The organism is Streptomyces sp. NPDC088732, from assembly GCF_044751205.1.
Lineage (GTDB): Bacteria > Actinomycetota > Actinomycetes > Streptomycetales > Streptomycetaceae > Actinacidiphila.
Map to the genome: position 1 here is coordinate 17,820 of NZ_JBIVLI010000027.1, position 20,925 is coordinate 38,744.

Annotated in this window: 28 protein-coding genes and 1 pseudogene; 14 read left to right on the forward strand and 15 right to left on the reverse strand. The window is 67.6% G+C overall.

The features are described 5' to 3' along the window. Nucleotides 1–216 precede the first annotated feature (216 nt). Nucleotides 217–555: pseudogene (locus ACIP9H_RS34840) on the forward strand (cytochrome ubiquinol oxidase subunit I); the annotation flags it as partial. Between the two features lie 246 nt (nucleotides 556–801). On the opposite strand, the gene ACIP9H_RS34845 reads toward ACIP9H_RS34840, so the two are convergent. The 3 genes from ACIP9H_RS34845 to ACIP9H_RS34855 form a co-directional block, all read right to left on the reverse strand. Beyond that, complete coding sequence (locus ACIP9H_RS34845) at nucleotides 802–1,233, reverse strand: DUF2267 domain-containing protein (protein WP_401597337.1); 432 nt, start codon at nucleotides 1,231–1,233, stop codon at nucleotides 802–804. A 53-nt stretch (nucleotides 1,234–1,286) separates the two neighbouring features. Further along, nucleotides 1,287–1,676 (reverse strand): DUF2267 domain-containing protein, encoded by a 390-nt coding sequence (locus ACIP9H_RS34850; protein WP_401597339.1) that lies wholly within the window; start codon nucleotides 1,674–1,676, stop codon nucleotides 1,287–1,289. Nucleotides 1,677–1,787: 111 nt separating this feature from the next. After that, nucleotides 1,788–2,222 carry an Hsp20/alpha crystallin family protein gene (locus ACIP9H_RS34855; RefSeq protein ID WP_401597341.1) on the reverse strand — a complete coding sequence of 145 codons (435 nt, stop codon included), beginning with the start codon at nucleotides 2,220–2,222 and terminating at the stop codon, nucleotides 1,788–1,790. A gap of 127 nt (nucleotides 2,223–2,349) precedes the next feature. Between ACIP9H_RS34855 and ACIP9H_RS34860 the strand changes: the two genes are divergently transcribed. From ACIP9H_RS34860 to ACIP9H_RS34875, 4 genes are all read left to right on the forward strand, one after another. Continuing rightward, complete coding sequence (locus ACIP9H_RS34860) at nucleotides 2,350–3,030, forward strand: HSP18 transcriptional regulator (RefSeq protein WP_401597343.1); 681 nt, start codon at nucleotides 2,350–2,352, stop codon at nucleotides 3,028–3,030. A 110-nt stretch (nucleotides 3,031–3,140) separates the two neighbouring features. Then, nucleotides 3,141–3,494: a hypothetical protein gene (locus tag ACIP9H_RS34865; protein WP_401597346.1), complete on the forward strand. Its 354-nt coding sequence runs from the start codon at nucleotides 3,141–3,143 to the stop codon at nucleotides 3,492–3,494. Continuing rightward, nucleotides 3,491–3,922, forward strand: coding sequence for a response regulator (locus tag ACIP9H_RS34870; protein WP_401597349.1), 432 nt, complete (start codon nucleotides 3,491–3,493; stop codon nucleotides 3,920–3,922). The genes ACIP9H_RS34865 and ACIP9H_RS34870 overlap by 4 nt, the downstream gene beginning before the upstream one ends. A 143-nt stretch (nucleotides 3,923–4,065) precedes the next feature. After that, nucleotides 4,066–4,911 (forward strand): RNA polymerase sigma factor SigF, encoded by an 846-nt coding sequence (locus tag ACIP9H_RS34875; RefSeq protein ID WP_401597371.1) that lies wholly within the window; start codon nucleotides 4,066–4,068, stop codon nucleotides 4,909–4,911. A gap of 368 nt (nucleotides 4,912–5,279) precedes the next feature. Here ACIP9H_RS34875 and ACIP9H_RS34880 read toward each other — a convergent pair whose 3' ends face one another. From ACIP9H_RS34880 to ACIP9H_RS34900, 5 genes are all read right to left on the reverse strand, one after another. After that, on the reverse strand, nucleotides 5,280–5,888 hold the full coding sequence (locus tag ACIP9H_RS34880) for an alkaline shock response membrane anchor protein AmaP (protein WP_401597352.1): 609 nt from the start codon (nucleotides 5,886–5,888) through the stop codon (nucleotides 5,280–5,282). A 19-nt stretch (nucleotides 5,889–5,907) separates the two neighbouring features. After that, nucleotides 5,908–6,549, reverse strand: coding sequence for a DUF6286 domain-containing protein (locus ACIP9H_RS34885; protein ID WP_401597355.1), 642 nt, complete (start codon nucleotides 6,547–6,549; stop codon nucleotides 5,908–5,910). A gap of 64 nt (nucleotides 6,550–6,613) precedes the next feature. After that, complete coding sequence (locus tag ACIP9H_RS34890; protein WP_401597358.1) at nucleotides 6,614–6,772, reverse strand: hypothetical protein; 159 nt, start codon at nucleotides 6,770–6,772, stop codon at nucleotides 6,614–6,616. Nucleotides 6,773–7,014: 242 nt separating this feature from the next. Then, entirely contained in the window at nucleotides 7,015–7,206 is a 192-nt protein-coding gene (locus ACIP9H_RS34895) for a hypothetical protein (RefSeq protein WP_401597361.1), read from the reverse strand. A 77-nt stretch (nucleotides 7,207–7,283) separates the two neighbouring features. Then, a complete protein-coding gene (locus ACIP9H_RS34900; RefSeq protein WP_401597363.1) occupies nucleotides 7,284–7,769 on the reverse strand; it encodes an Asp23/Gls24 family envelope stress response protein in 486 nt (161 codons plus the stop codon). 150 nt (nucleotides 7,770–7,919) lie between these two features. Between ACIP9H_RS34900 and ACIP9H_RS34905 the strand changes: the two genes are divergently transcribed. From ACIP9H_RS34905 to ACIP9H_RS34915, 3 genes are read left to right on the forward strand one after another with little or no spacing between them, the layout of a single operon-like run. After that, complete coding sequence (locus tag ACIP9H_RS34905; RefSeq protein ID WP_401963073.1) at nucleotides 7,920–8,552, forward strand: RNA polymerase sigma factor; 633 nt, start codon at nucleotides 7,920–7,922, stop codon at nucleotides 8,550–8,552. Further along, entirely contained in the window at nucleotides 8,543–9,226 is a 684-nt protein-coding gene (locus ACIP9H_RS34910; protein WP_401597463.1) for an Asp23/Gls24 family envelope stress response protein, read from the forward strand. The genes ACIP9H_RS34905 and ACIP9H_RS34910 overlap by 10 nt, the downstream gene beginning before the upstream one ends. Next, nucleotides 9,223–9,600 carry a hypothetical protein gene (locus ACIP9H_RS34915; protein ID WP_401597460.1) on the forward strand — a complete coding sequence of 126 codons (378 nt, stop codon included), beginning with the start codon at nucleotides 9,223–9,225 and terminating at the stop codon, nucleotides 9,598–9,600. The genes ACIP9H_RS34910 and ACIP9H_RS34915 overlap by 4 nt, the downstream gene beginning before the upstream one ends. Before the next feature lie 146 nt (nucleotides 9,601–9,746). Here ACIP9H_RS34915 and ACIP9H_RS34920 read toward each other — a convergent pair whose 3' ends face one another. The 4 genes from ACIP9H_RS34920 to ACIP9H_RS34935 all read right to left on the reverse strand — a co-directional run bounded on the left by ACIP9H_RS34920 (nucleotide 9,747) and on the right by ACIP9H_RS34935 (nucleotide 12,547). Next, nucleotides 9,747–10,523 (reverse strand): hypothetical protein, encoded by a 777-nt coding sequence (locus ACIP9H_RS34920; RefSeq protein WP_401597457.1) that lies wholly within the window; start codon nucleotides 10,521–10,523, stop codon nucleotides 9,747–9,749. Between the two features lie 679 nt (nucleotides 10,524–11,202). Continuing rightward, entirely contained in the window at nucleotides 11,203–11,388 is a 186-nt protein-coding gene (locus ACIP9H_RS34925) for a CsbD family protein (protein ID WP_401597454.1), read from the reverse strand. A gap of 270 nt (nucleotides 11,389–11,658) precedes the next feature. Next, nucleotides 11,659–11,826, reverse strand: a complete 168-nt coding sequence (locus ACIP9H_RS34930; protein WP_401597451.1) for a hydrophobic protein — start codon at nucleotides 11,824–11,826, stop codon at nucleotides 11,659–11,661. Between the two features lie 103 nt (nucleotides 11,827–11,929). Then, entirely contained in the window at nucleotides 11,930–12,547 is a 618-nt protein-coding gene (locus ACIP9H_RS34935; RefSeq protein ID WP_401597449.1) for a hypothetical protein, read from the reverse strand. 942 nt (nucleotides 12,548–13,489) lie between these two features. Here ACIP9H_RS34935 and ACIP9H_RS34940 point away from each other — a divergent pair. Next, entirely contained in the window at nucleotides 13,490–13,693 is a 204-nt protein-coding gene (locus tag ACIP9H_RS34940) for a hypothetical protein (protein ID WP_401597446.1), read from the forward strand. Between the two features lie 156 nt (nucleotides 13,694–13,849). On the opposite strand, the gene ACIP9H_RS34945 is transcribed toward ACIP9H_RS34940, so the two are convergent. Beyond that, a complete protein-coding gene (locus tag ACIP9H_RS34945) occupies nucleotides 13,850–14,077 on the reverse strand; it encodes a hypothetical protein (protein ID WP_401597443.1) in 228 nt (75 codons plus the stop codon). A 344-nt stretch (nucleotides 14,078–14,421) separates the two neighbouring features. Here ACIP9H_RS34945 and ACIP9H_RS34950 point away from each other — a divergent pair, with 344 nt between their 5' ends. The 4 genes from ACIP9H_RS34950 to ACIP9H_RS34965 all read left to right on the forward strand — a co-directional run bounded on the left by ACIP9H_RS34950 (nucleotide 14,422) and on the right by ACIP9H_RS34965 (nucleotide 17,782). After that, complete coding sequence (locus ACIP9H_RS34950) at nucleotides 14,422–14,745, forward strand: plasmid stabilization protein (RefSeq protein WP_401597440.1); 324 nt, start codon at nucleotides 14,422–14,424, stop codon at nucleotides 14,743–14,745. 80 nt (nucleotides 14,746–14,825) lie between these two features. After that, nucleotides 14,826–14,981 carry a DUF6131 family protein gene (locus ACIP9H_RS34955; RefSeq protein WP_401597438.1) on the forward strand — a complete coding sequence of 52 codons (156 nt, stop codon included), beginning with the start codon at nucleotides 14,826–14,828 and terminating at the stop codon, nucleotides 14,979–14,981. A 250-nt stretch (nucleotides 14,982–15,231) separates the two neighbouring features. Continuing rightward, nucleotides 15,232–16,464 carry a PP2C family protein-serine/threonine phosphatase gene (locus ACIP9H_RS34960; RefSeq protein ID WP_401597467.1) on the forward strand — a complete coding sequence of 411 codons (1,233 nt, stop codon included), beginning with the start codon at nucleotides 15,232–15,234 and terminating at the stop codon, nucleotides 16,462–16,464. Nucleotides 16,465–17,290: 826 nt separating this feature from the next. Then, nucleotides 17,291–17,782 carry a TspO/MBR family protein gene (locus ACIP9H_RS34965; protein WP_401963130.1) on the forward strand — a complete coding sequence of 164 codons (492 nt, stop codon included), beginning with the start codon at nucleotides 17,291–17,293 and terminating at the stop codon, nucleotides 17,780–17,782. Nucleotides 17,783–17,830: 48 nt separating this feature from the next. Here ACIP9H_RS34965 and ACIP9H_RS34970 read toward each other — a convergent pair whose 3' ends face one another. Next, nucleotides 17,831–18,862, reverse strand: coding sequence for an SRPBCC family protein (locus ACIP9H_RS34970; protein ID WP_401597433.1), 1,032 nt, complete (start codon nucleotides 18,860–18,862; stop codon nucleotides 17,831–17,833). A 4-nt stretch (nucleotides 18,863–18,866) separates the two neighbouring features. Further along, nucleotides 18,867–19,679 (reverse strand): histone protein, encoded by an 813-nt coding sequence (locus ACIP9H_RS34975; RefSeq protein ID WP_401597431.1) that lies wholly within the window; start codon nucleotides 19,677–19,679, stop codon nucleotides 18,867–18,869. Between the two features lie 868 nt (nucleotides 19,680–20,547). On the opposite strand from ACIP9H_RS34975, the gene ACIP9H_RS34980 reads away from it, so the two are divergent. Further along, nucleotides 20,548–20,709, forward strand: coding sequence for a hypothetical protein (locus ACIP9H_RS34980; protein WP_401963078.1), 162 nt, complete (start codon nucleotides 20,548–20,550; stop codon nucleotides 20,707–20,709). Nucleotides 20,710–20,925: the final 216 nt, after the last annotated feature.

Genomic DNA, 20,925 nt, shown 5'->3' on the forward strand with positions numbered 1-20,925 from the left:
GATCTTCGCTGATGGGATGCAAACCCCTGATCAGCACATTTTGTCGGTGCCCCCCCCTACTGTTGCAGGGCGGCAAGGACCGTCAGTTCCCCACCGGCTGGGGTGAGGTGGTAACTGTCCCGGCTTCTGCTGCCCGCCCATGCCCGCCGCCCCAAGCTGGCACCTGACGCACTGACACACGACGACACCCGTCGGGCCCACCGACCACGCCGATGCCTGCCCCGCCGCTACGCCAACTACCTGGCCGCCGACGGCTTCACCACCCTCAACACCGTCTCCGCCCTCGGAGCCTTCCTGCTGGGCTTGTCCACGCTGCCGTTCCTGTTACAACGTGTGGAAATCCGCCCGCTACGGCAAGCCCGTCGAAGTCGACGACCCATGGGGCTACGGCCGGTCCCTGGAATGGGCCACCTCCTGCCCCCACCACGCCACAGCTTCCTCACCCTGCCCCGCATCCGATCCGAATCCTCGGCCTTCGACCTCCACCGCCCCGAAATCGCCGCTAGGGACCAGGAACTCAACGCCGGGCGCCGCGACGTTGTCGAGCCCGGTTAGGGAGCAGCCAAGTCCCTCGGCGAAGGGGAGCACGAGTGAAGCCCTTCCCGGGTCCCGCTGCTCATCCCGCGGCTGCCGAGGGCGTCGCCCAGTGCGAAGACTTCTTGGTGTGGCAGAGCGAGATCAGCGACGCCCACCGTGCGGCCGTAGCGTTCACCGACCGCATGCCCTGGCTGACCACGGCCCAGCGCGAAGAGGTCACCCGGCACTATGTCGGTCCGGCTCGCGTCCGGCTTGCGGCTGGGGTCAGGCTGCCGGTGTGAGGTCGGCGCGGCCGAACAGCAGCGCGTAGCCGGGGGGCAGCTGGTGCAGAATGCGGGTGACGAGGTCGTCACCGGCGAGCTGGGCGATGACGGTGAAGACAGTGCCGGCGTCCCAGCGTGCGGTGGCCGTGGTGCCGCCGGTGCGGGTGGCGAGGTCGCTGACGAATTCGGCACCGGTGCGTGGGGCAGTGGTGATCTGGGCGGTGAGCTCCAGGGCCGCCTCGACGGGAAGGGCGGTCGCCAGGGCGGCGCGTTCTTCGCCGGTGAGTTGCCGGCCGAGGGCGGCGAGGACGTCCCATACGGCCTGCTCGGCCTTTTCGCTGGTGGCGTAGACGCCCTCGTACCGCACACGTTCGACCAGTTGGCCGAATGTCGTCGCGGGCGCGGGGCTGGTGGCGTTGGGCTGCGGGAACATCGGCGGGAGTCCTTCCTTGCGAGTGCTGGGTGTCAGCGGGAGGAGACGTGGTGTCAATCGGCCGCGAGGTGGCCGAACAGCAGGTCGTAGGACGGGGGCAGTTGCAGGAGCAGTCGTCGCAGCAGGTCGGGGCCGGCTTCCTCGGCGGCCACGCTGAGGACCGCGCCCACGTCCCAGCGCGCGGTCTGCTCGGTGGCTCCGTCGATCCAGGCGGCGGCGGCCCGCACGAACCGTTCCGCGTCCAATGGCTCGGTGGCCTGGAGGGGATTGAGGAGTATGAGCGCGTAGGTCTCCGGAAGTCGGGCGGCGAGCTCGGCGCGTTCCTGGCCGACCACGTGCGCCCCGAGCAGGGCGAGCACGACGCGTGCCGCGCGGTCCGCCTCCTGCAGCGTCGGGTACTCACCGCGTTCCTGAACGCGCTCGAGGAATGCCTGAGATCGCATGACCACGATGTGCCCCTTGTCGCGGGTGCGGAGGACGGGTCGAAGAGGGGGGATGGAGCGACCCGCCCTCCGCTGCTTGTGGATCTTGGCCGCGGCTGCGCCCGGCAGGGATCAGCCGCTGATCTGCTTGCGGTCCGTCGATGAGGTGATGGAGATCTTGCGGGGCTTGGCCCGCTCCGCGACCGGAATGCGCAGCGTGAGCACTCCGGCCTCGTAGTCGGCCTGGATGTGCTCGGTGTCGAGGGTGTCGGCCAGCACCAACTGCCGGGAGAACACGCCCAGCGGCCGTTCGGACAGCTCCATCTGCACGTCATCGGCCTTGGCCACGGGCCGTCGCTCGGCCTTGACGGTGAGCATGTTCCGCTCCACGTCGACGTCGATCGCCTCCGGCGTGACGCCGGGCAGGTCGAAGACGATCACGTACTGGTCCCCCTCGCGGTAGGCGTCCATGGGCATGGCCGTCGGCCGCGACCAGGTACCGGTCGCTCCCAGCATCTGCTGCGTCAGGCGATCCAGCTCACGGAAGGGGTCGGTGCGCATCAACATTGTGAAACACCTCCAAGTGTTCGGGCAGTAGCTGCCAATGCGCTTCACCTGCCATCCGTTGTAGCATGTCGTCCAAGCGATGACAAACGCAGATGTCGTCGGAAGGATGACAGCCGGGAGTGCTCGCATGACGACCAATCCGCCCGCCGGGGCCCATGAGGACGATCCCGCTCCGTTCCTGGCCGCCGCGACCGCCCTGGCCGCCATCGAGGAAGCCCTCCGCGTCGCCCGCTCCGCCGACGGCACCACGCCGCAGCCCGGCCCGGAGAGCGGGCGGCAGGAGGCGCTTGCCTCACTGGTCCTGCTCCGCGAGGTCCGGGAGCAACTCGCCCGCTGGGAAACCGGCCTGATCGAAGCCGCCCGCGCCGCCGGCGCGAGCTGGGCGGACCTGGCCGATCCGCTGGGCGTCGCGAGCCGGCAGGCCGCCGAGCGCCGCTACCTGCGCCTACGGCCGGGAGCGGACGGCACCACCGGGGAGCAGCGGGTGAAGGCCACCCGTGACCGCCGGGCCGCCGACCGCTCGGTCACCGCATGGGCCCGCGACAACGCCGCCAGCCTGCGCCGGCTCGCCGCACAGGTCACCGCCCTTCCCGACCTCCCCCCGGCATCACGCCCGGCCATCACGGCCGTGGACCTGGCCCTGGCCGGCGATGACGCGGCAGAGCTGATGGGCCCCCTCGCCGACGCCCATCCCCATATGACCGGACACCCCGACCTCGCCGAAGGCATCGCACGCCTCACCCGCCACGCCGACCAGCTGCGTCACATCAGCGACCAAGAACGCCAGGGGGACGCCTTTTTGCCGTAGGCCGCGACGGCCACGGCCGAAGCGCGCCCGCACCGCCGGTACAGGCGTACCCGTGCACAGGATGACAACGCTTGTTGTCGAAAGCGGCTGGGAGCTCCTATGGTGTGTTCATGCCTGGTGTGCATTTCTCGCTGCGGATGAGCGAGGAGGAGATCTCCGCGCTCGCCGATGGTGCGGTCGACGGCCTTGTCCGTGAACTCGTTGGGCGTGCGTTCGAGCGTTTGCCGTGGGGTGAGCAGTCGCCCGCTCAGGCGGAAGCTTTGGCGCATCTGCACATGCTGGTTCATCTGCGGCAGGCCATTGAGCGCCTGGAGGAGCAGGCAGCGCATGACGCGGCTGATGCCGGCGCTGGTTACCCGCAGATCGGCCGGGCGTCGAACATGACCCGGCAGGGCGCTCGCCGCCGCTGGCCGGGACTGATCACCCACCCTTCCCCCCACCCATCGCCCCGGAGTACTCGATGATGGCCGCCCCCGCCCGCCCCTACGACGTGCTGCTGGTGGAAGACGATGCCGCTGATGCGATGCTCATCGAGGACGCCCTGACCGCGCGTGGCGCTCGTAATCTCACCCAGGTCGAGGACGGCATGGCGGCCTTGGAGTACCTGCGCGACCCGGCCAACCCCCGGCCGGACCTGATCGTGCTGGACTTGAACATGCCGCGGATGAACGGCCGCGAACTGCTGGCCGTCCTCAAGACCGACGAGGACCTGCAGACGATCCCGGTGGTGGTGCTGACCACGTCGGCCGCACCGGACGACATCAGCGGCGCGTACCAGCGGCACGCGAATGCCTATGTCACCAAGCCGGTCAATCTGGACGACTTCGAGCGCGCGGTGCAGAGCATCGACACGTTCTATCTCGACACGGTCACCAAGTTTCCTCGGCGGTAGTTGGCAGTGCGCGGCCATGGCGGAGAACAGCGGTGATGGCGCTTCTCACGGGAGGTGCATGGGCGGCGTGATCGCGGGTAAGCGGGCGGTGCCTCAAAGGCGTGACGAAGAACGTACTGGTGAGGAGGGTCGCTGGGATGCAGATGGTGACCGACGGCGTGGTCGGCGCGGTACGGGAGACCGGCACCGAGGAGGCGCTGCCGGAGACTTCCGGTGCGATGACGGCCCCCGAGGTGCGGCAGGTCTCCAAGGTGATGTTCGCCAGGCTGCAGACGCTGGAAGAGGGCACGGCGGACTACCAGTACGTCCGGAACACGCTGATCGAGATGAACACGGCGCTGGTGCATTTCGCGGCCCGCCGTTTCTCCCAGCGCGCCGAGCAGATGGAGGACATCCTCCAGGTCGGCACGATCGGCCTGATCAAGGCCGTCGACCGGTTCGACCCCGACTACGGGGTGGAGTTCGTCACCTTCGCCCTGCCGACGATCGTGGGCGAGATGAAGCGGTTCTTCCGCGACACCAGCTGGTCGGTCCACGTGCCGCGGCGCCTGCAGGAGCTGCGGGTGGACCTCGCCAAGAGCACAGACGTGCTCGCTGCTGAGCTGGGCCGGGCGCCGACGGTCGCCGAGCTCGCGACCCGGCTGGAGATCGGCGAGGAAGAGGTGGTGGAGGCGATGACGGCCGCCAACGCCTACTCCGCCGCATCCTTGGACGCACCACCCACCGACGAGAGCGACAGCGGAACCGGGTGGGCGGACCGGCTGGGCTACAACGACAACGCCTTCACCAAGATTGAGGACCTCGAGGCAGTCAGGCCGCTGATCGCGCAGCTGCCGGAGCGGGACCGGCTCATCCTGTCGCTTCGCTTCGGCCACGAGTTGACCCAGGCGCAGATCGGCGAACGACTGGGCGTGTCGCAGATGCAGGTATCCCGGCTCCTGACCAGGATCCTGAAGCGCCTACGCACCCAGGCGCTGGCGCTGGCGTAGCCTCACCGCCCGGTTGCCGGCACGGCCGGGGACCCACCGGCGGCTTGTACCGCCGCATCCCGGCCGGGCCGACATGGCACACCATAGGCCCAACGTGGTCGCACGTGGGCGAGGCCGCGCAGCGAATGGGACGCTGTTGCGTACCCGGTCCGTTCGCACGCATCTCGCTGCCTCTGGCGGTCAGCGGGCCGCTGCCCGAGAGAGCAGGCCGATGCCGGGTAGTCAGCACGGCACTTCTCTGTTCGCCCCCGCTTGGCACGGAGAGGTGCCGTCCGTTGGACAGACCCGAGATCCCGCGTCGGCAACAGCGGACTTGGGTATGTCGGCCATCAGATTTCTCTTCCGGATGGTGTCCAAACGCTGGGCTCCTAGGTGACGCGGCGCGATTTGTGCCGCGCGACGTCCATGCGTGTCCGGGCCGGCAGGTGAGCCAGGCCGGTGGAGGCGCGGGCTTGCGCGAGGGGGCCGTGACACAGTGCCTTGAGCACGGGGCCGGGCGTGGCGTCATCGGTCAGGGTGAGGGCCATGTGCAGGCAGGGATGTGCAGGCCGTCCGGCGATGCGGGCGTCCGCCCGTTCCACGCCAGACAGCATGCCTGCTTCCGCGGCAACGGCGTTGCTCAGTGCGCTGCCTCGCAGTTCGACGCCGTCGGGTGGGGGCGTCCCGCCCAGGTGCACGGTACGGGTGCGGTGGCGGCGCACTTGGGTGATCAACCAGAGGAGGGCGAGGACGGTGGTCAGGGTGAGTGCGGCGATGACTGCGGGCCACCACCACCATCCTTGGCTGCTCCAACGGACGCGGTCGGCGTTGCTGAGCAGGACGTCGTGCGGCGCGGTGAGCGGCCAGTCGGCGGGCGGTGCCAGGTTGAGCTGGCGGTAGACGTCGAATCCGGCGGTGAGGATGAGCAGGCCGCCGCCCAGTAGTACCAGGCCGCCGGCGGTCAGCAGGAGGCGGTTGAGGGTGGATCGGCCGTTCATGGCGCGCTCCCGGGGCGGGTCAGCGGGTGTGGTGTCGGGCTCGGACAGTCAGTCGCGGGGTGTGTGCCAGAGCGAGCAGGCGGCACTGGTCGTGCAGGGTGCGGGTCAGGTCGTCGCGTACGGTGCCTGGGTCGCGGAAGCTCACGTAGGCGTGGACGGTGAGGCGGCGGCGTCCGACGGTGGCTCGGGCGCTACCGACGCCCGGGACCCGCATCGCGGCGTCACGCAGCAGCAGTTCGGCACCCCGACGGTCAAGCCATGCCTGCGTGTCGGCGCAGTCCGCCGGCGCCCGCAAGGGCAGCAGTCGGCGCCGGCCGGGAGTCGCGGCGAGGATGAGCAGCCACAGGCCAAGGACAACGGCGAGCGAGCTGCCGACCAGCATCCATAGGTCATCGACCGGGCGGGTGGCCATCTCCTGGGCAAGATGGGTGCGCCACGCCCAGGCCCGATGTCCGGCGCGTACTGCGATCACGTCGTACAGCAGCGCTCCGCTGACGCAGAGGGTTACCAGGGCAATCAGGGTGGCTGGAATGCGGCGGTCCGACCAGAGGCGAGGTGCCTTCTTCCCTCGCCTGCGGGTGTCGTTCGGCGAGGGCCTGGTACCGGAGGCGTCCTTCTCGGAACGGTGCGGGGTGGCAGGTTCCTCGGTCTTGGACCTCATGGCAGCCATCCTCTGTGGGGCGCGGAGCTGCGCCCGGGGCCGGGCGGTTCCGCTGAATGGAGGGTTACTGGACGCGGTGCGGCCGGTCGGCGGTGTCCAAGCGCCGGATCGTCAGTGCGACATCGTTGACGTGCAGACCGGTCAACTGGGCCACACGTTCGGTGACCTCGCGCTGGAGCTCCCGGCAAGTGACGGCAATGTCCGTGGGGTAGGGAAGGTCCACCGACAGCGCCAGTCGAGCCGTGCCGTCGTGAGTCGTCGCACGAACGTCAGGTGATGCCGGGCGCGTGGGCGAATGCCGCGGACCAGTGAGCCTCTTGAGGGCTGTGCTCGCGACCCGCGTGGCAATTCGAGCCACGACACGGTCCGGTATGACCGTCGCTCCCCGTAGGGCAGGCGTCATGGGGCCGTCCGCCTGCTCGCGGCGGTGATGCTCGGGTGGTTCGGCGGCGGGAAGGGTGGAACTCACCGTGGCCTCCGAGCGGAGTGGTCCTGCTGCCGCCGAGTGAGCAGGTCGACGTCGCCTTGCATGACCAGACCGGCGACCAAGCCCACCGCGCCCAGGACTGCCACCAGGAGGAAGGCCCAGAATCCGCCGAAGTACCCGGCGAATCCCAGGGCTATCCCGGCTGCCAGACCCGCTATTGCTGTATTCATCTCTCACTCACCTGTCCCACGGGCGTTCGTGCGCCGCGCTCCGCCCGGTGGGGGACCGCGTCGCCCGCTGTCGATGTTCACCGGACGCGGCCCTCGGTCGGCTCGGTCTCGTCTTCCTCGTCGGGCAGGTTCACGTCGTCGACAACGAGGTTGACCTCGACGACCTCCAGGCCGGTCATGCGTTCCACGGCGGAGATGACGTTGACTCGGACCTCCGCCGCCACGTCGACGATGGGGCAGCCGTACTCCACGACGACGTCGAGATCCACGGCGGCTTGGCTCTCGCCCACCTCGCATTTCACTCCGCGACTGACGCCAGGCCCCCCGCCGGGAACGCGTTCGCGCACTGCGCCGATGGCGCGGGCCATGCCGGCGCCAAGGTTGTGGATGCCGGGTACTTCGCGGGCCGCCATTCCCGCGATCTTGGCCACGACACCATCGGCAATGGTGGTCTTGCCCCGCGTTTCGGGGCTGGTGTCGGCGCCGGTGGGTCCCTTCAGCAGGGTTCCGATGCGCTCGGAGCCGCCCAGTCCAGTGGAGGGACGGTCGCTGGTGTCCGTCATGGCAGTCTCCTCGATTGGTCACTGTGGGCACCGCTCAGGTGTCCCGTCACAAGGTTCGACACACCCGCTGGGCAAATCGTCACGTCTTTCCGTAAATAAGCATCAAGCGGCCCATGTGGGGCACGTGTAAGGCCGCGAGGAGGTGCGGTGATGACACACAGCGTCAGTGCCTCCTCACGCGGAACGGCCGGCCTGAACTCGGCTTCCGAGCCATCTGCCCCGGCCTGGTCCAACGGCTTGGCCTCCGCACCGGATGATCTGCTGGCGATACGCGCCGGCGAAGGCGATGAGGAAGCCTTCGCCATCCTGGTCCGGCGCCACAGCAGTCCCTTGCTCGCCTTGGCTTTTCACACCCTGGGCAACCTCCAGGACGCAGAGGATGCCGTTCAGGACGCTTTCATCAGCGCCTGGAGGCGGCTGCCCGAATTCCGCCACGCCTCGGCCTTCAGCACTTGGATGTACCGCATCACCGTCAACCGCTGCCTGAACCTCCTGCGCGCCCAGCCGACACCGGTACCGTTGAATTCAGTGCCCGAACCCACTGCCGCGGGCATAGGCAGCTCCCCAGCACGGGCAGCCGAACACGACGCCTTGTCCGATGCCCTTGCCGGCGCCCTCAGTGCTCTGGAACCGCAGCAGCGGATCTGCTGGATCCTGCGTGAACTCCACGGACTGCGCTACGCACAGATTGCCCACGTGACCGGCACGACCGAGCAGACGGTCCGCGGGCGGCTCTTCCGAGCACGGCGAACCCTGAAGGAGGCACTGGGCACATGGCGCTAGACGACCGTCCACCCCGGCCCCCGCACTCCGGAAGCCGATCGGCGTCCCTAGACGGCGACAGCCTCGAAGAGGTCCGCCGGTTCACCGGTGACGAACTGCTCACCTGCGGGCGCACCCTCAGCCACGCGTGGGAACAGGCGCGGGACGCCACCCCGGCCGCCGACAACCACCTGTCCACCTGCCCTTATTGCCGCGAAGCCACGGAGGGCCTGGCCGCTTTGAACACGGCGACAACAGCCCTGCGGGAGCAAGAACCACCCAGCTCGCAGCAGCTGATCTCCCGCGTCATGGACATCATCCGGAACGAGGTGCGCCTGGGGCCCATGGTGCCGTTGGACGATGTCACGCGCAGTCTCCAGATCGCCGAACATACGGCAGCCGCCGTTTTGCGGCGCGCAGCTGACTCGATACCCGGCGTCACCACAGCGAGCTGCCGCATCATTCCAGCCGACCAGTCGGCGGGCGTGTCGGTGAGCATCACCCTGGCTGCTGTTCTGGGCCGGCCGCTGCAGGAAACCGCTGCGCTGGTACGGCACGCGGTCAACGCCGCAGCCGACCATGCCTTGGGACTGAGGGTGACCGCCGTGGACGTCACCGTGATCGACGTAGAGCAGGCAGCCCGGGAGCATCATTCGGTCTCTCAGGGCGGCGGCGGGCAGGACGGCACCCGATGACCGCCTGCACCATCGCTGACATCCGGCAGGTCGCCGCCGAGACCACGCTCGCGGTCCCCGGGGTGGTCGCTCTGCAGCCCACCCTCGCCAGCCGACTGGCTCAAGCTGCCTCACGGCAGGTCCCAGGCGTGAGAGGCGACGGTCTCGCTTCACCGCGCTCCGGCATCCGGGTCACGTCCGGCGAGGAAGGCTCGGGCTGGATAGTGGAGGTGCGTTGCGTCATGACCGAAGGCCTGCGAGCTCTGGATGTAGCCCGCACCGTTCACGACCGGACCACGGCTTCCCTGCTCACGCTGCTGGCTACCCACGGCTTGCCTGCAAAGGCTCTCACCGTGATCGTCACCATCACACGCATGAGCCATCCGCCACTCTGAGCTGACGATCCCCGTGACGGCAGCGGTCACCTCTCTATGGGTGCCAGGCCCAGGGATGGGCCCGGCACCGGAAAGTGCCCGCATCAGCCGGCCGTGGACGCACGCCACATGGTGATGCATGTGATTGCCCTGCTGGCCTGGTCCTGTCAGAAGGGCTGGAGGCGGGTTTTGACGCCGTCTGCTTCGAAGTCGTAGACGTTGCGGTTGATGCGGAGGCCGTCGACGGCGCCGATCCACATGTGGTCGCGCCCCTTGCCGACCGCGACGGTGAGGATGGTCGGTTGCCCCACGCCTCCGGTGAAGGACGCCTTGAGCTGCGCGAACGTGCACGGGGTGGTCTGGGTGCAGGAGGTCTCGTTGCCGGTGAGGAACCAGGTGCCGGTGGTGGTGGCGTCGAGGTAGGGGCTCCAGCGGTCGACCACCGGCAATGGGGGCGGGGTCCACACCATGGTGGAGTAGTTGTCGCCGGCGGTCATGTTCGGGTCGATCTCGAACCTGATGTTCGGCATGTTGCTCGGGCCGCCGTAGCCGACGTTCTCGCCGGTCTGGAAGACGTGGAAGCCGACCCTGGTCAAGCCGAGCACCGGGTTGCCATAGAAGTCGCGCTCGTTGCCGAAGTCAACCTTCTCACTCGGAGGAGTGAGCGTGGTGGAATTGTTCGCGACCGCGATACCCAGGCTGCCGGTGCCGTAGGGCGGCTGGGACGCAGGCCCCTGCACGCCGAAGGAGCCGAACGGCCCGCTCCGCAGTATCGCAACGGGGGAGCCGATCGTGTTGCGGGTGATCACCCCCCAGTGGTCCGAGAAGAGACCTTTTTCGTCCGCGACAGCAGTCGACGATCCCGAGATCGTCGACGCCGCTGTCGCGGCCAGGGCTATGACCGCAAGCGCCTTGCCGCAGCGCATCCCGATTCGAGCGTTCACTGGTGTTCCTCTCTCAGAGTAAAGGCCGGCCGTAGGCCGCATTTGGCACATGCCAGACGCATACACGACGGCATGCACGCTCGGTCACCGTATCTGACGCATGGTGATGCCGCCTGCTGAGACGGGGCGGTTCAGGCAGAGCCGTGCCGACCAGAGCAGGCCGCGACCGCTCCTGGCCGTCCCGGCGGCGCCTACCTGTGGAGGCCCCTCCCAGGGCGCGGCCGTCGGATGACGCCTACGAACAGCACGGGGCCCCGGCCACTGGTGGCCGGGGCCCCGTGCTGGAGGCGATGTGCGTCTCATGGGTTCAACGACGAACCGTCGGCCACGTCACGTTTACGGCGTACCGCCAGACCTGCACGAGCTGTGCCGTGCCGTCTCATCGAGCGCAAGGAACTGGCGCAGTACACCCTTCCTGTGGTCCAGCGGACCTTCCACTACGGCGTCGGGGACGATCTGGCCAACGTCCAAACCACCAGGCGCCGCACGGCGTCCTGTCAGGTGTCTGTCCGGCCGGTGGCGCACGCGGCAACGTGTTCTGCACCGGCCGGACGGACGCATTCCAACGTAGGACGGGCCGACCGGTTCAGCCCGACACTTTCGTGATCAGTGCCGCAGACGTGCGTGTGGGGCCGCCCCTAGGGGCGGCCCCACACGCAATGTGGCTCGTGCTGCTGGTTCAGGGCCGGGTGATGTCCTGTCCGACGTCCTTGAGCTTCTCCTTGGCCTCGCGGGCGTCGGCCTTGGCCTGCTCGGCGCGGCCCTTGGCAGTCAAGCGCTCGTTGCCCACGGCCTTGCCCGCGGCCGCCTTTGCCTTGCCCACAGCCTGCTCGGTCTTCGCCTTGGCCTTCTCGTTGGCAGTCATACGGTGCACCTTTCTGCCGTTGACGTCGAGGAATTGTTGTGCGTCTGACCGCCGGACAACGCTGCAAACGTGCCGGGCGGGCGATTCTCTTGTTGCCGGCCGCGTGTGACGGGGCGGCTCGCCGGGGAGGTCCGCCGGTTCCCGGGAGCGCGGTGCCAGCAAGCCGCTTGCTGCTCGCCTACCCCGGGCCGTGGCCGAACAGTGCAAGGGGTGGGGCTCGCGGCCCGGTCGGCGGCACGAACCCCGCCCTTGATCTGGGGTGGTGTCAGGTCACCATCGGTACCAGCGGCGGCGTCCGCCGCCTTCGGCGGCTCGGAAGACGAACCCGAGGGCCCACACCACCAGCACGATGATGGCGATCCACCACAGCGCCTTGAGGGCGAAGCCCGCGCCGAACAGGACTAGGGCGAGCAGCAGAACAAGAATCAAAGGAACCATGTCGTCGACCTCCTGACTGCGCGTCTGCCCCGCGATGCGAGCACTACGCGTGAACAGGGCCGGAGCCGGCCGCGGGAAGCGATCCGGGGTGCATGTGCTGGGGTCAGTGCGTCATGTGCCAGCTGGGGACGGCTGGCGCGTGGGTGGGGAGTGCGGTGGTGTGCTGGGCGAGGGAGCGGGCTCGCTGCCACACGCCGTGGACCTGCTGGACGGGGCGTTGCTGTTCTCCGTGTAGGGCGTTGACGATGACGAGTCCGCCGGTCAGCGCGGGCACCAGCCATTGCAGGCAGGCGAGATGTCGCTGCGCGGTGGTGATGTCGACGGGGTGCTCGGTCGCCTTCTGCGCGTCTTCCGGACGGTCGGAGGAGGCGAGCTTGATCTTCCTTCCGAGTACGCCGCTGTATGCGGTAGCGGCCAGCGCGGCCCCAGTGAGCACCGTCTTGACCAGGGTGGAGGTCGCCACGCCCTGCTGGACGGCGACCCGGGGCGCGTTCACCGCGAGCAGGCCGCCGGCGCCGACCAGGTGGCAGCCGATCGCGGCAGCGTTGACCGGGCTCCACCTCTCCCAGCCGCAGGCCGCGATCCGCGCGGTCTCCCGCTCGCCACTGCCTTCAGCCCGGGCGGCGCCGTTCAGACCGACCGCGCCCATCAGGGAGCCGCCGAACCACGCGGCCAGCCCCACATCGTGCAAGCTCCGCAAGACCGTATGGCGTTCGGACATGCTCCCGGCTCCTTGGATAGCGCTCACACAGCGGCGCCCGCCGGTGTTCCCCCACCGTGACCCACCGCGGCCGCCGCCGCCATCGCGGCTGGTACGAACGGGCGGGCAGAGCCCACAAGGTGCCGATCTGACAGCGAAGAATCCACGTTTCGGGGCCCGGCCATGGCTTATGACCCGGGGCGGCCTGCCTGGTTAGTGGCGGCCCCGTGCTGTATGACGGCGCTGGCCGGGTGGGCACCTTGCCGTGTTCCTCGATCTGTACGTGGAACTGCGACAGACCGATCGCGGTCTCCCAGTCGGAAAGCGTCCCCATTTTTGACGGGCGGAAGCGGTTCCCCGCACGCGTTGCGTTGTTGATGGAAAACAAGGTGGGCAAATCGCCCGGGCGGGGACGCTGTGGGAGGTGGTGAGGGCAGTCCGGTCCAGTGCCCGATGGCGCCGGCAAGGACGACGAGCTTCAGCCTTCGAACACTGCGCGAGGGCATACCTGTTGCAGTACAGCGAGTACCGTCCATCTTCTTGTCTCGAACCGTCAAGGCGCAATCGGCACCAACCGCTCTCTCCCGGAGCCGCGCCCCTGCACGGCCGCAGTCGGGACCACGAACGTCCCGTAAATGATCTGCCGGCGCCCAAACCGTAGGTGCAACGACCTCGGCCCCCCGTCGCTTCGCCGCAGCGGGGGGCCGATCCCAATGGCGCGAGTGCCTGGCGGGTTCCGGACCGTGGCCCTCGGGCTCGCACCCCCGAGCCTGCCCGGTCTCGATTACAGGCGCACGCGGAGGGCGCTCAATGGGTGACGTGGAGTATCCGACGCGGCCTAGCCAGGGCGGCGCCGGACCTCTCTCCGGGCGGCCCTGCCCCGAAGGCGCCGAAGCTGCCGATGCGCAGGCAGGGCCGCAATTCCAGGATGCGCCGCCATTCGCCCAGGGTCATCCTGAGCGAATGGACCACCGCGTGATCGTGATGCCCGTGTCACCGAGCGGCGGCCGGCAGGTTCGGACGGAGGAAGAGATCCTCGGCGTCGCCTTCAACGCGGACGATCTGCTGGAGTTCCTGCGTCGCGCCGGTCTCGACCCCGACACAGTCGACATCACCGACCCCGAGCTCATCGACTGGCGCGACGAGGGCCCGGCCGTCTGGCAGTAGCAACCCCGCCGCAGCCATGCATGGCGAGGGCTCACGCCCGAGCAGCCCCGCCCGATAGGCGTGCGCGACTCATATACGAACGGGGCTGCACATCAAGACTGAGCGCTGGCCCAACCGGACGCACCCTGACTCGCCGCAAGCCGGCTGCTGCGGCGTTTAGTCCCGCAGTTTGACCATCATGCGGGCCGCGGCCTTGTCGCTGGCGTGCCCTTCCAGCGCCGCCCATTCAGCAACGTCGAACGGCCAGCCGGCATTGGCGTAGGCAATCACGACGTGGCGGCCGTCCTGGCGCACGCGGTGCTGCGCGTCCCCGGGCCCGGTGCCGGCGATGACGACGGCGGCGGCCGAGGCGGGCGTACGGCACTTGAGCCGGGCTTTGGGCATGACCAACGCTCCCGTAATCGTCTGGTGAAGCGTGCTGCACAGGAGCGTAAGTGCACGTACGGCCTGGTGCGCTGCGGGGCCGCGCGTTGAAGGGTCTCGGGCGGCCTTGACCTTTGACCAACAAATCGGGTCACGTTATCCGCCCAGCAAAGTGCCGCCCGGGTGGAGCAGCGAGGGGAGCGAGCCCCCAAAGCCACCACTTGTAGGGCCTGCACCCGGGAAACCCGCAGCCAAAGCCGAGGACGACCAGACGCTGGGCCTGCTCCAGGACGGAATGCGGGTGAGGATGCACCGCAGGGGTAGTCGCTTCTCGATGGACATACCGCACAAAGTGGAGTGAAGAGATGCCAGCAGGGTCGAACCGCAAGCGCGAACGGCAGTACGAGCACATCAAGGAGAGTGCGAAGGAGCGCGGCGAGAGCGAGAAGCGTGCCGAGGAAATCGCCGCGCGCACGGTCAACAAGGAACGCGCCCGGGCCGGCGAGTCCTCGACCGCCAGCCGCAGTTCAACCGAGGACGTGCCCTCTGGGCACCGCGGCGGGCAACGGTCGGGCAAGGGATCACAGGGACCGACCCGCGACCAGCTGTATGCGGAGGCCAAGCGCCGGAACATCGACGGCCGGTCCCACATGAACAAGGCCGAACTCGAGCGCGCTCTCGACAAGTAGCCGATGAGCGGAACCAGCGGTCAGGCACGCACGGCACAGGCGCACCACCGCCCATTCAACGCCGGCATACGGAGGGCACCATGCTCATCCTGGGCATCATTCTGCTGATCATCGGATTCCTCACCGGAATCTCGATTCTGTGGACCATCGGCATCATCCTGGTGGTCATCGGCCTCGTGCTGTGGGTCATGGGAGCCTTGGGCCACGCCATTGGCGGACGACGGCACTACTGGTAGATGCCTGGATGCTCAGGCGACCTTCCTGGTATGGCAGGAAAGCCTCCGCGGAAAGTCGCCTCCGCGCCGCCGCCGCCGATGACCTTCGCGTGGCAGAAGGCCTGCAGCATCAACACGATTCGTGGAACGACCGAGGCCGACGTGCTGCGCACTGCCGGATTCGACGCACCGTGGATCAGAGCACCTCACGCCCGGCCGCTGAGACAAGGTGGCGAAAGGTTTCGTGGTGAGAACGGAAGACCTACTGGGGATGCTGAGCGGGCTGCTGGGCGCCGGTCACCTGGCCAGCATGGAACAGCTCCCGGGCTTGGTGGCCGAGCACGCGGCCGTTGCCGGTCTCCAGGACGTCCGCGTCTATGTGGCGGATCTGCGACAGCAAATGCTGCGGGAACTGACCGGGCGGGGGGTCAATGCCGGGCAGGATGGTGATGAATTGTCCATCGAGACCACCTTGCCAGGGCGGGCGTTTCGCCTCACACGGACCATGGCGGAGCCTGGATCTGTGGCGGGGCTGCAGCGGCACTGGGTTCCCGTCCTCGACGGTACCCAGCGCCTGGGTGTCCTGCGGGTGGATGTCCCCGATGCCGAGGCGCTCGAAGCGGCCCGCCACCTTGCCTCGCTGGTCGGCCTGCACCTCGTGAGCAAACGGTCCTTCAGCGACTCCCACGCCCGTCTGGTCCGCAGCGAACCGATGAACATCGTCGCGGAGATGCAATGGGCGCTGATGCCGCCCCGGACTTTCGCCAACGGCCAGATCGTGGTCTGTGCCGAGATGGAGCCCGCCTACCGTGTCGGCGGTGATGCGTTCGACTACGCACTGGCCGGTGACGTACTGCACCTGGCGGTGTTCGACGCCATGGGCCACGACACCGCAGCTGGACTGACGGCGAACCTGGCGATGGCTGCCTGCCGAAATCAGCGTCGTCACGACGCCGGCCTGGTGGCGATGAGCGAGGGCATCGATCAGGTGCTGATCGAGCAATTCGCGCATACCCGCTATGCCACGGGTGTGCTGGCCGACCTGAGTCTGTCCACTGGCCGCCTGACGTGGGTCAATCGCGGCCACCCCCCACCGGTGCTGATCCGCGGCAACCGTTCGGTCACCATGTGCGTCTGCTCCCCCTCCCACCCGATGGGCACTGGTCTCGGCCTTCCCGTGAACCTGTGCCATGCGCATCTACAACCCGGTGACCGCCTGCTGCTGTACACCGACGGCGTCACCGAGGCGCGGGACGCGAAAGGCCAGGAATTCGGGCTGGACCGGTTCACCGAGTTCATCATCCGCCAGCAGGCCGAGGACCTGCCAGTTCCCGAAACGCTGCGCCGTCTGATGCACGCCGTCCTCAATCACCACCGCGGGCGCCTCCAGGACGATGCCACCGTCCTGATCTGTGAGTGGCATGGGCCGTACCCCGTGCCTGGCGCCGAAAGCAGGGTAATCGGAGGAGCATCGCACAACCCCAGGGGGCCGGAAATTTCTTAAGAGGGCCGGTTGCCATCGCCCCTCGGCGTCCCGACTTCTGCTGCCACCACATTCGACCACTTCGAACTTTGGCTGTCCCTGCGCAGAAACCAGCGCCGCGGTTGGCGGCTTTGGCGCGAGACCTGTACCTGCGTGGCGCACGGCTCGGCCCCCACCACACCACCGTGGCGGGGGCCGGCTCATGGGCAGAGGACTCCGCCGGGGGATGAACGAAGCCCTCAAGCAACAAACACCACGGTGGCCGGTCCCGGCGGGAGGCGCAACCGGTGGGCCTCCTTACGGGTGACCTCCAACGGATAATGACGGGCGGGCCCAGCGTGGAGACCCGGGACCATGCGCCCGTTCTCTTCTACGGGAGACTCCGCTCCGAGGGATCACTCACCCGCGGAAGCGAGGCCACTTCCAGGCCCGGCGAGGGGCAGTGGTTCCGACCAGATGCAGAGCCGGGGGTCGCCGCGTCCGCATCGACAGAACGATCCTCTGGGGACACAGCGAGGGCCGTTGCCATCGCATCCCCGCCGGACGGACACGGGAAAGACTAGGACTGACTCCTTCGGCATGTGACCAACCAGGCCACCAGGGGGAAATGCTTCGGCGCTCGGCAACAGCGAGGCAGAGGTTGGGTACAAAACGGCCCCCGTCGAGGCACAATTGAGGCCGAGTGGCGAAGACGTAATTATTTGATCGCTTGACTACTGTGCAGCGCCTGCCAGGCCTTACGCCTTACTCCCTGTCAGAATTCGCACAGCCATCTGCCATAACGGGTTAACGAAGAAGGTCTATGCCTATGAGGCTCATCAGTGAACGCGGGGGTTATTCGCGACTCATGCCGGGTTTCGGCACAGAGCTGAACTGGAGGCCCTACGTTGGTGCAGCAATCGCTGTAGCCGCCGCAGCAGCAACAGGTGCTGCAGCCGTTGACACGAACAGTGCCTGGTACCGGGAACTACCGAAACCGCCGTGGCAACCGCCGTCATGGGTGTTTCCGACAGTCTGGACGCCGCTGTACGCGACCATCGCATGGTCGGCGGGACGGACCTGGAACCGGGCGAGCGAGCCAGAGCGCAGGAACTTGGTAGTCGCGCTGACGGTGAACCTGACTTTGAACGCAGCCTGGAGCTGGAGCTTTTTCGCAGCCCGCAGCCCACGCGCTGGCTTGGCCAGCAACCTGCTGTTGGACGTCAGCAACCTCCACGTCATCCGCACCGTATCCCGCAGCGATCGGCGAGGTACTGCCGCCCTCCTGCCGTATGCAGCTTGGTGCTGGTACGCCACCGCCCTCAGCGCCGCGATCGTCCAACACGACCGACGTCCCTGACGCGTAAGGCCTCACCTACTATTTCATCGTGGCGATTCGCACCGACGATCATCGATCGTCCCGCTTTTCCTCGTCGTCTTCGTATTCCTCGTCTTCGTATTCACCTTCTTGCAGTTCGTTGTCGTCTTCCTCCCCCTCGTCTTCGTCTCCGTCGTAGTACTCACTCTCGCCTTCATCTCCCTCCTCATATTCCATGTCCTGATCATCGGCGTAGACGTCGGCGCCTTCGTCGGCGCCTGCGTCCTGCTGCTGCTCCTCCTCGACGGCTTCCTCGTGTGTGCGGACGATTTCACCGTCACGGATTTCACCCCGCCAGGCTTCCGGCTCCTCGTCGGTCAAGGTGACGTAGCGTTGGAAGTGCTTGAAATCCAGCCTCAGCCGCCGCCCTTGAGCACGCCAGATGTTGGCGGTCTTCTCGAAGAAGCCGGAAGGGTAGTACTCGACGACCAGTACGATGCGGGTGAGATTGGGTGTCATTTCATGGAAGCTGACGCAGCCACGGGTGGTGCCCTTGGCTCCCTCCGAGGTCCACACGATACGTTCGTCCGGTATCTGCTCCTGGACTGTAGCCTTCCAACCACGCGTTGAGGGACCGACTTTGACCTTCCAGTCGCTGTCGGCGTCCTTACCCTTCGAGACGCTGCGCACGCCCTTGGTGAAGCTGCTGAACTTCTCGTACTGGGTCCAGTGGTCGTAGGCGTCACGGATAGGTATGCCCACGTCCTGCACTTCGATGATGTTCATGACCTTGGTGGTGCCGGACTTACGTCCCTTCCCGCCGCCTCCGCCACCGAACGTCTCCTTGACCTTGCCGACCACACTTTCCTTCACACTTTTCGCCTTCTCGCCGACCAGAGCCTTGACCGGTGAGTCCCCCTGGAGCATCCGAAAACCGGCCTTTGAGAGCACGCCACCGTTCTCCGCTACCCCCGAGAGTCCGTCGGTGAGGTCGCCCAGCTTGCCGCCGGCTTTGCCCGCAAGGTTTTCCGCCTGGGCTCCCACGAACTCCTTGAGCGCTCCGCGTAGCTGGTCCAGTCCCGAGCCCTGCCCATTTTCGGTGTCACGTGCCGTCCCGACCATGCGTCTACCTCCGCGGCCCTGGAGATGCCTTCTTCGCCGTCGCCTTCTTCGCACCGCTCGTCTTTGCGGTGGTCCTCTTCGGCGACGCCGAGGACCTTCTCGCCGTCGACGTCTTTTTCGCGGGCGCTGCCTTCTTCGCCGCTGCCTTCTTCGCGGGGGCCCTCTTCGCGGGGGCCGACTTCTTGGCAGGTGTCTTACGGGCGGCGGCCTTCTCAGGACGACCGCGACGACGCTGGGCACTCGCAGCGTGCTCCTCGTCCGGCTCCTTGGCGGGACGGCGACGGCGACGGGCGGGCTCTTCTTCCTGCTGGTGCTCGTCCTCCGGCTCTTCCTCGTACTCGTCCTCTTCCTCCTCAGGTTCTTCCTCATCTTCTTCGTACTCGTCCTCAGGCTCATCCCGTTCTTCGTCGCGCTCTTGGTCCTCCGGCTCCTCCTCCTCCTCTTCCTCGTACTCGTAGTCGTCCTCGGGCTCTTCGTCTTCGTCGTGCGGCTCCTCTTGGCCCCTGCTGCCTATGCGTTCGGTGCGCTGATGCAAGGAGTCGGCCAGATCGGCGAGTTTGCGGTCGGCCACCGCGCTCACCGCCCTGCGTCCGGCTTCGAGGGCCTCACCGCGAAGCTGCTTGTTGAGGTCGTCGAACTGCGGAAGCTCACGCAACCGCTTGACCCCTTCCACAAGCAGCTGTTGCGGCTCCAGCCCGAAACGGCGACCTGCCAGGTAGGTCGCCATCGCGAACGCGACCCGCCCCTTCTTCGTCCGCCCCAGGACGTAGCCGCCGAGAACCGCGGCAGCAAGAGCGGCCTTGGGTACATCAGCCATTGTTTTTCCCTTCAGGGGCTGCCGAGCAGGGGCTCCGGCTGGCGAGTGGCACCCATGTATGCGGGCCGTCTACCTCGCAGGTGGAGTGTGCGATGGAGCAGCAGCCGTTGACGTGCTCGTCTCTCCGCCTCTTTCCAGTCTGAGCGGTGATCTCAGCAGACGCATGCGGGAAGAAGTCCCCCACCAATGGAGGCCACGCCGAGGGCACGCAACCGGCGCTGTCCGGGCGGCCGGCCATGTCGTGAGCTCGGTCCCGGGTGCGCCAATAGGAGTCGTACAACCCTCGGAGAACGACGAGTTCTTTTACGCATAGCGCGCAGTAGGGGTGGAGTCGGGCGCCGAGGGGCCGGGGCTGGAGGCGGAGTTCGATACCAACACGTTGAGACGGACGTTGCGGAACCGACACGCGGCCTGGACTACGAGGGACAGCGACCCGCAGCGGCGACCGAAGGTGGGTGGCTGGGTCCTCACCTCACCACAGTCGAACGTGTGCGCGAACTACGTCACGCGGTGGAGGTTCCAGGCTCCCAGAAGCCCGGGGACGTCCCCGCGTGCCTCGATGCATACCCGCCCCAGCCGAAGTGGTGTGGCGGGCTGCGTTTCGCGGGCCGCGTACCGGGACGGCGGCGCGGACCCACCCCCGGACCTGCTGGATGGACGCCGACGGCTGCCCTCGGCAACCGGCAGCTCCGACGTCTGCCACGTGGAAGATCGGCACGCCGACCTCCCGTGCATACTCGGGCTGTTTTGCGGCCCGTTGGCCGGGAAGCCGAACTAGACATGCTGAGGAGTGACTTCGGTGGATATGCCTGATGACATAACTCCCGCTCCGGTGACCCAGGAGCTTCCGATACCCGACTACAAACACTTGCCGCGGATCTCTGTCGAAGGCCGGGTCGGCACACTCGACCAGGACGGCGCGCAGAAGGTACTGCGGTACGAACGCGAACACCGGGACCGGACCCCGGTCATCCAGCTGCTCATCGCCCGACTGCAGCAGCTCCGCACCGTGGACGACAAGACCCGCTGACACGCCCCGCGGATGCGTTCGAGGCGTAGCGCACCCCTGTGTGATGCCCGTGCTCTACCGGTCACCTATGACTCCCTAGCCGGCACTGTACAAGCAGGGCGTGACCGGGGAGTCGGGTGACCACAACACACGTCCTGGGGTGGGTCAGTGGACATGCTTGAGCGGAACGCCTGGCCTGCGACCGGGAGTCGCTCTGGCTGAGCCACCAAGCAGCGC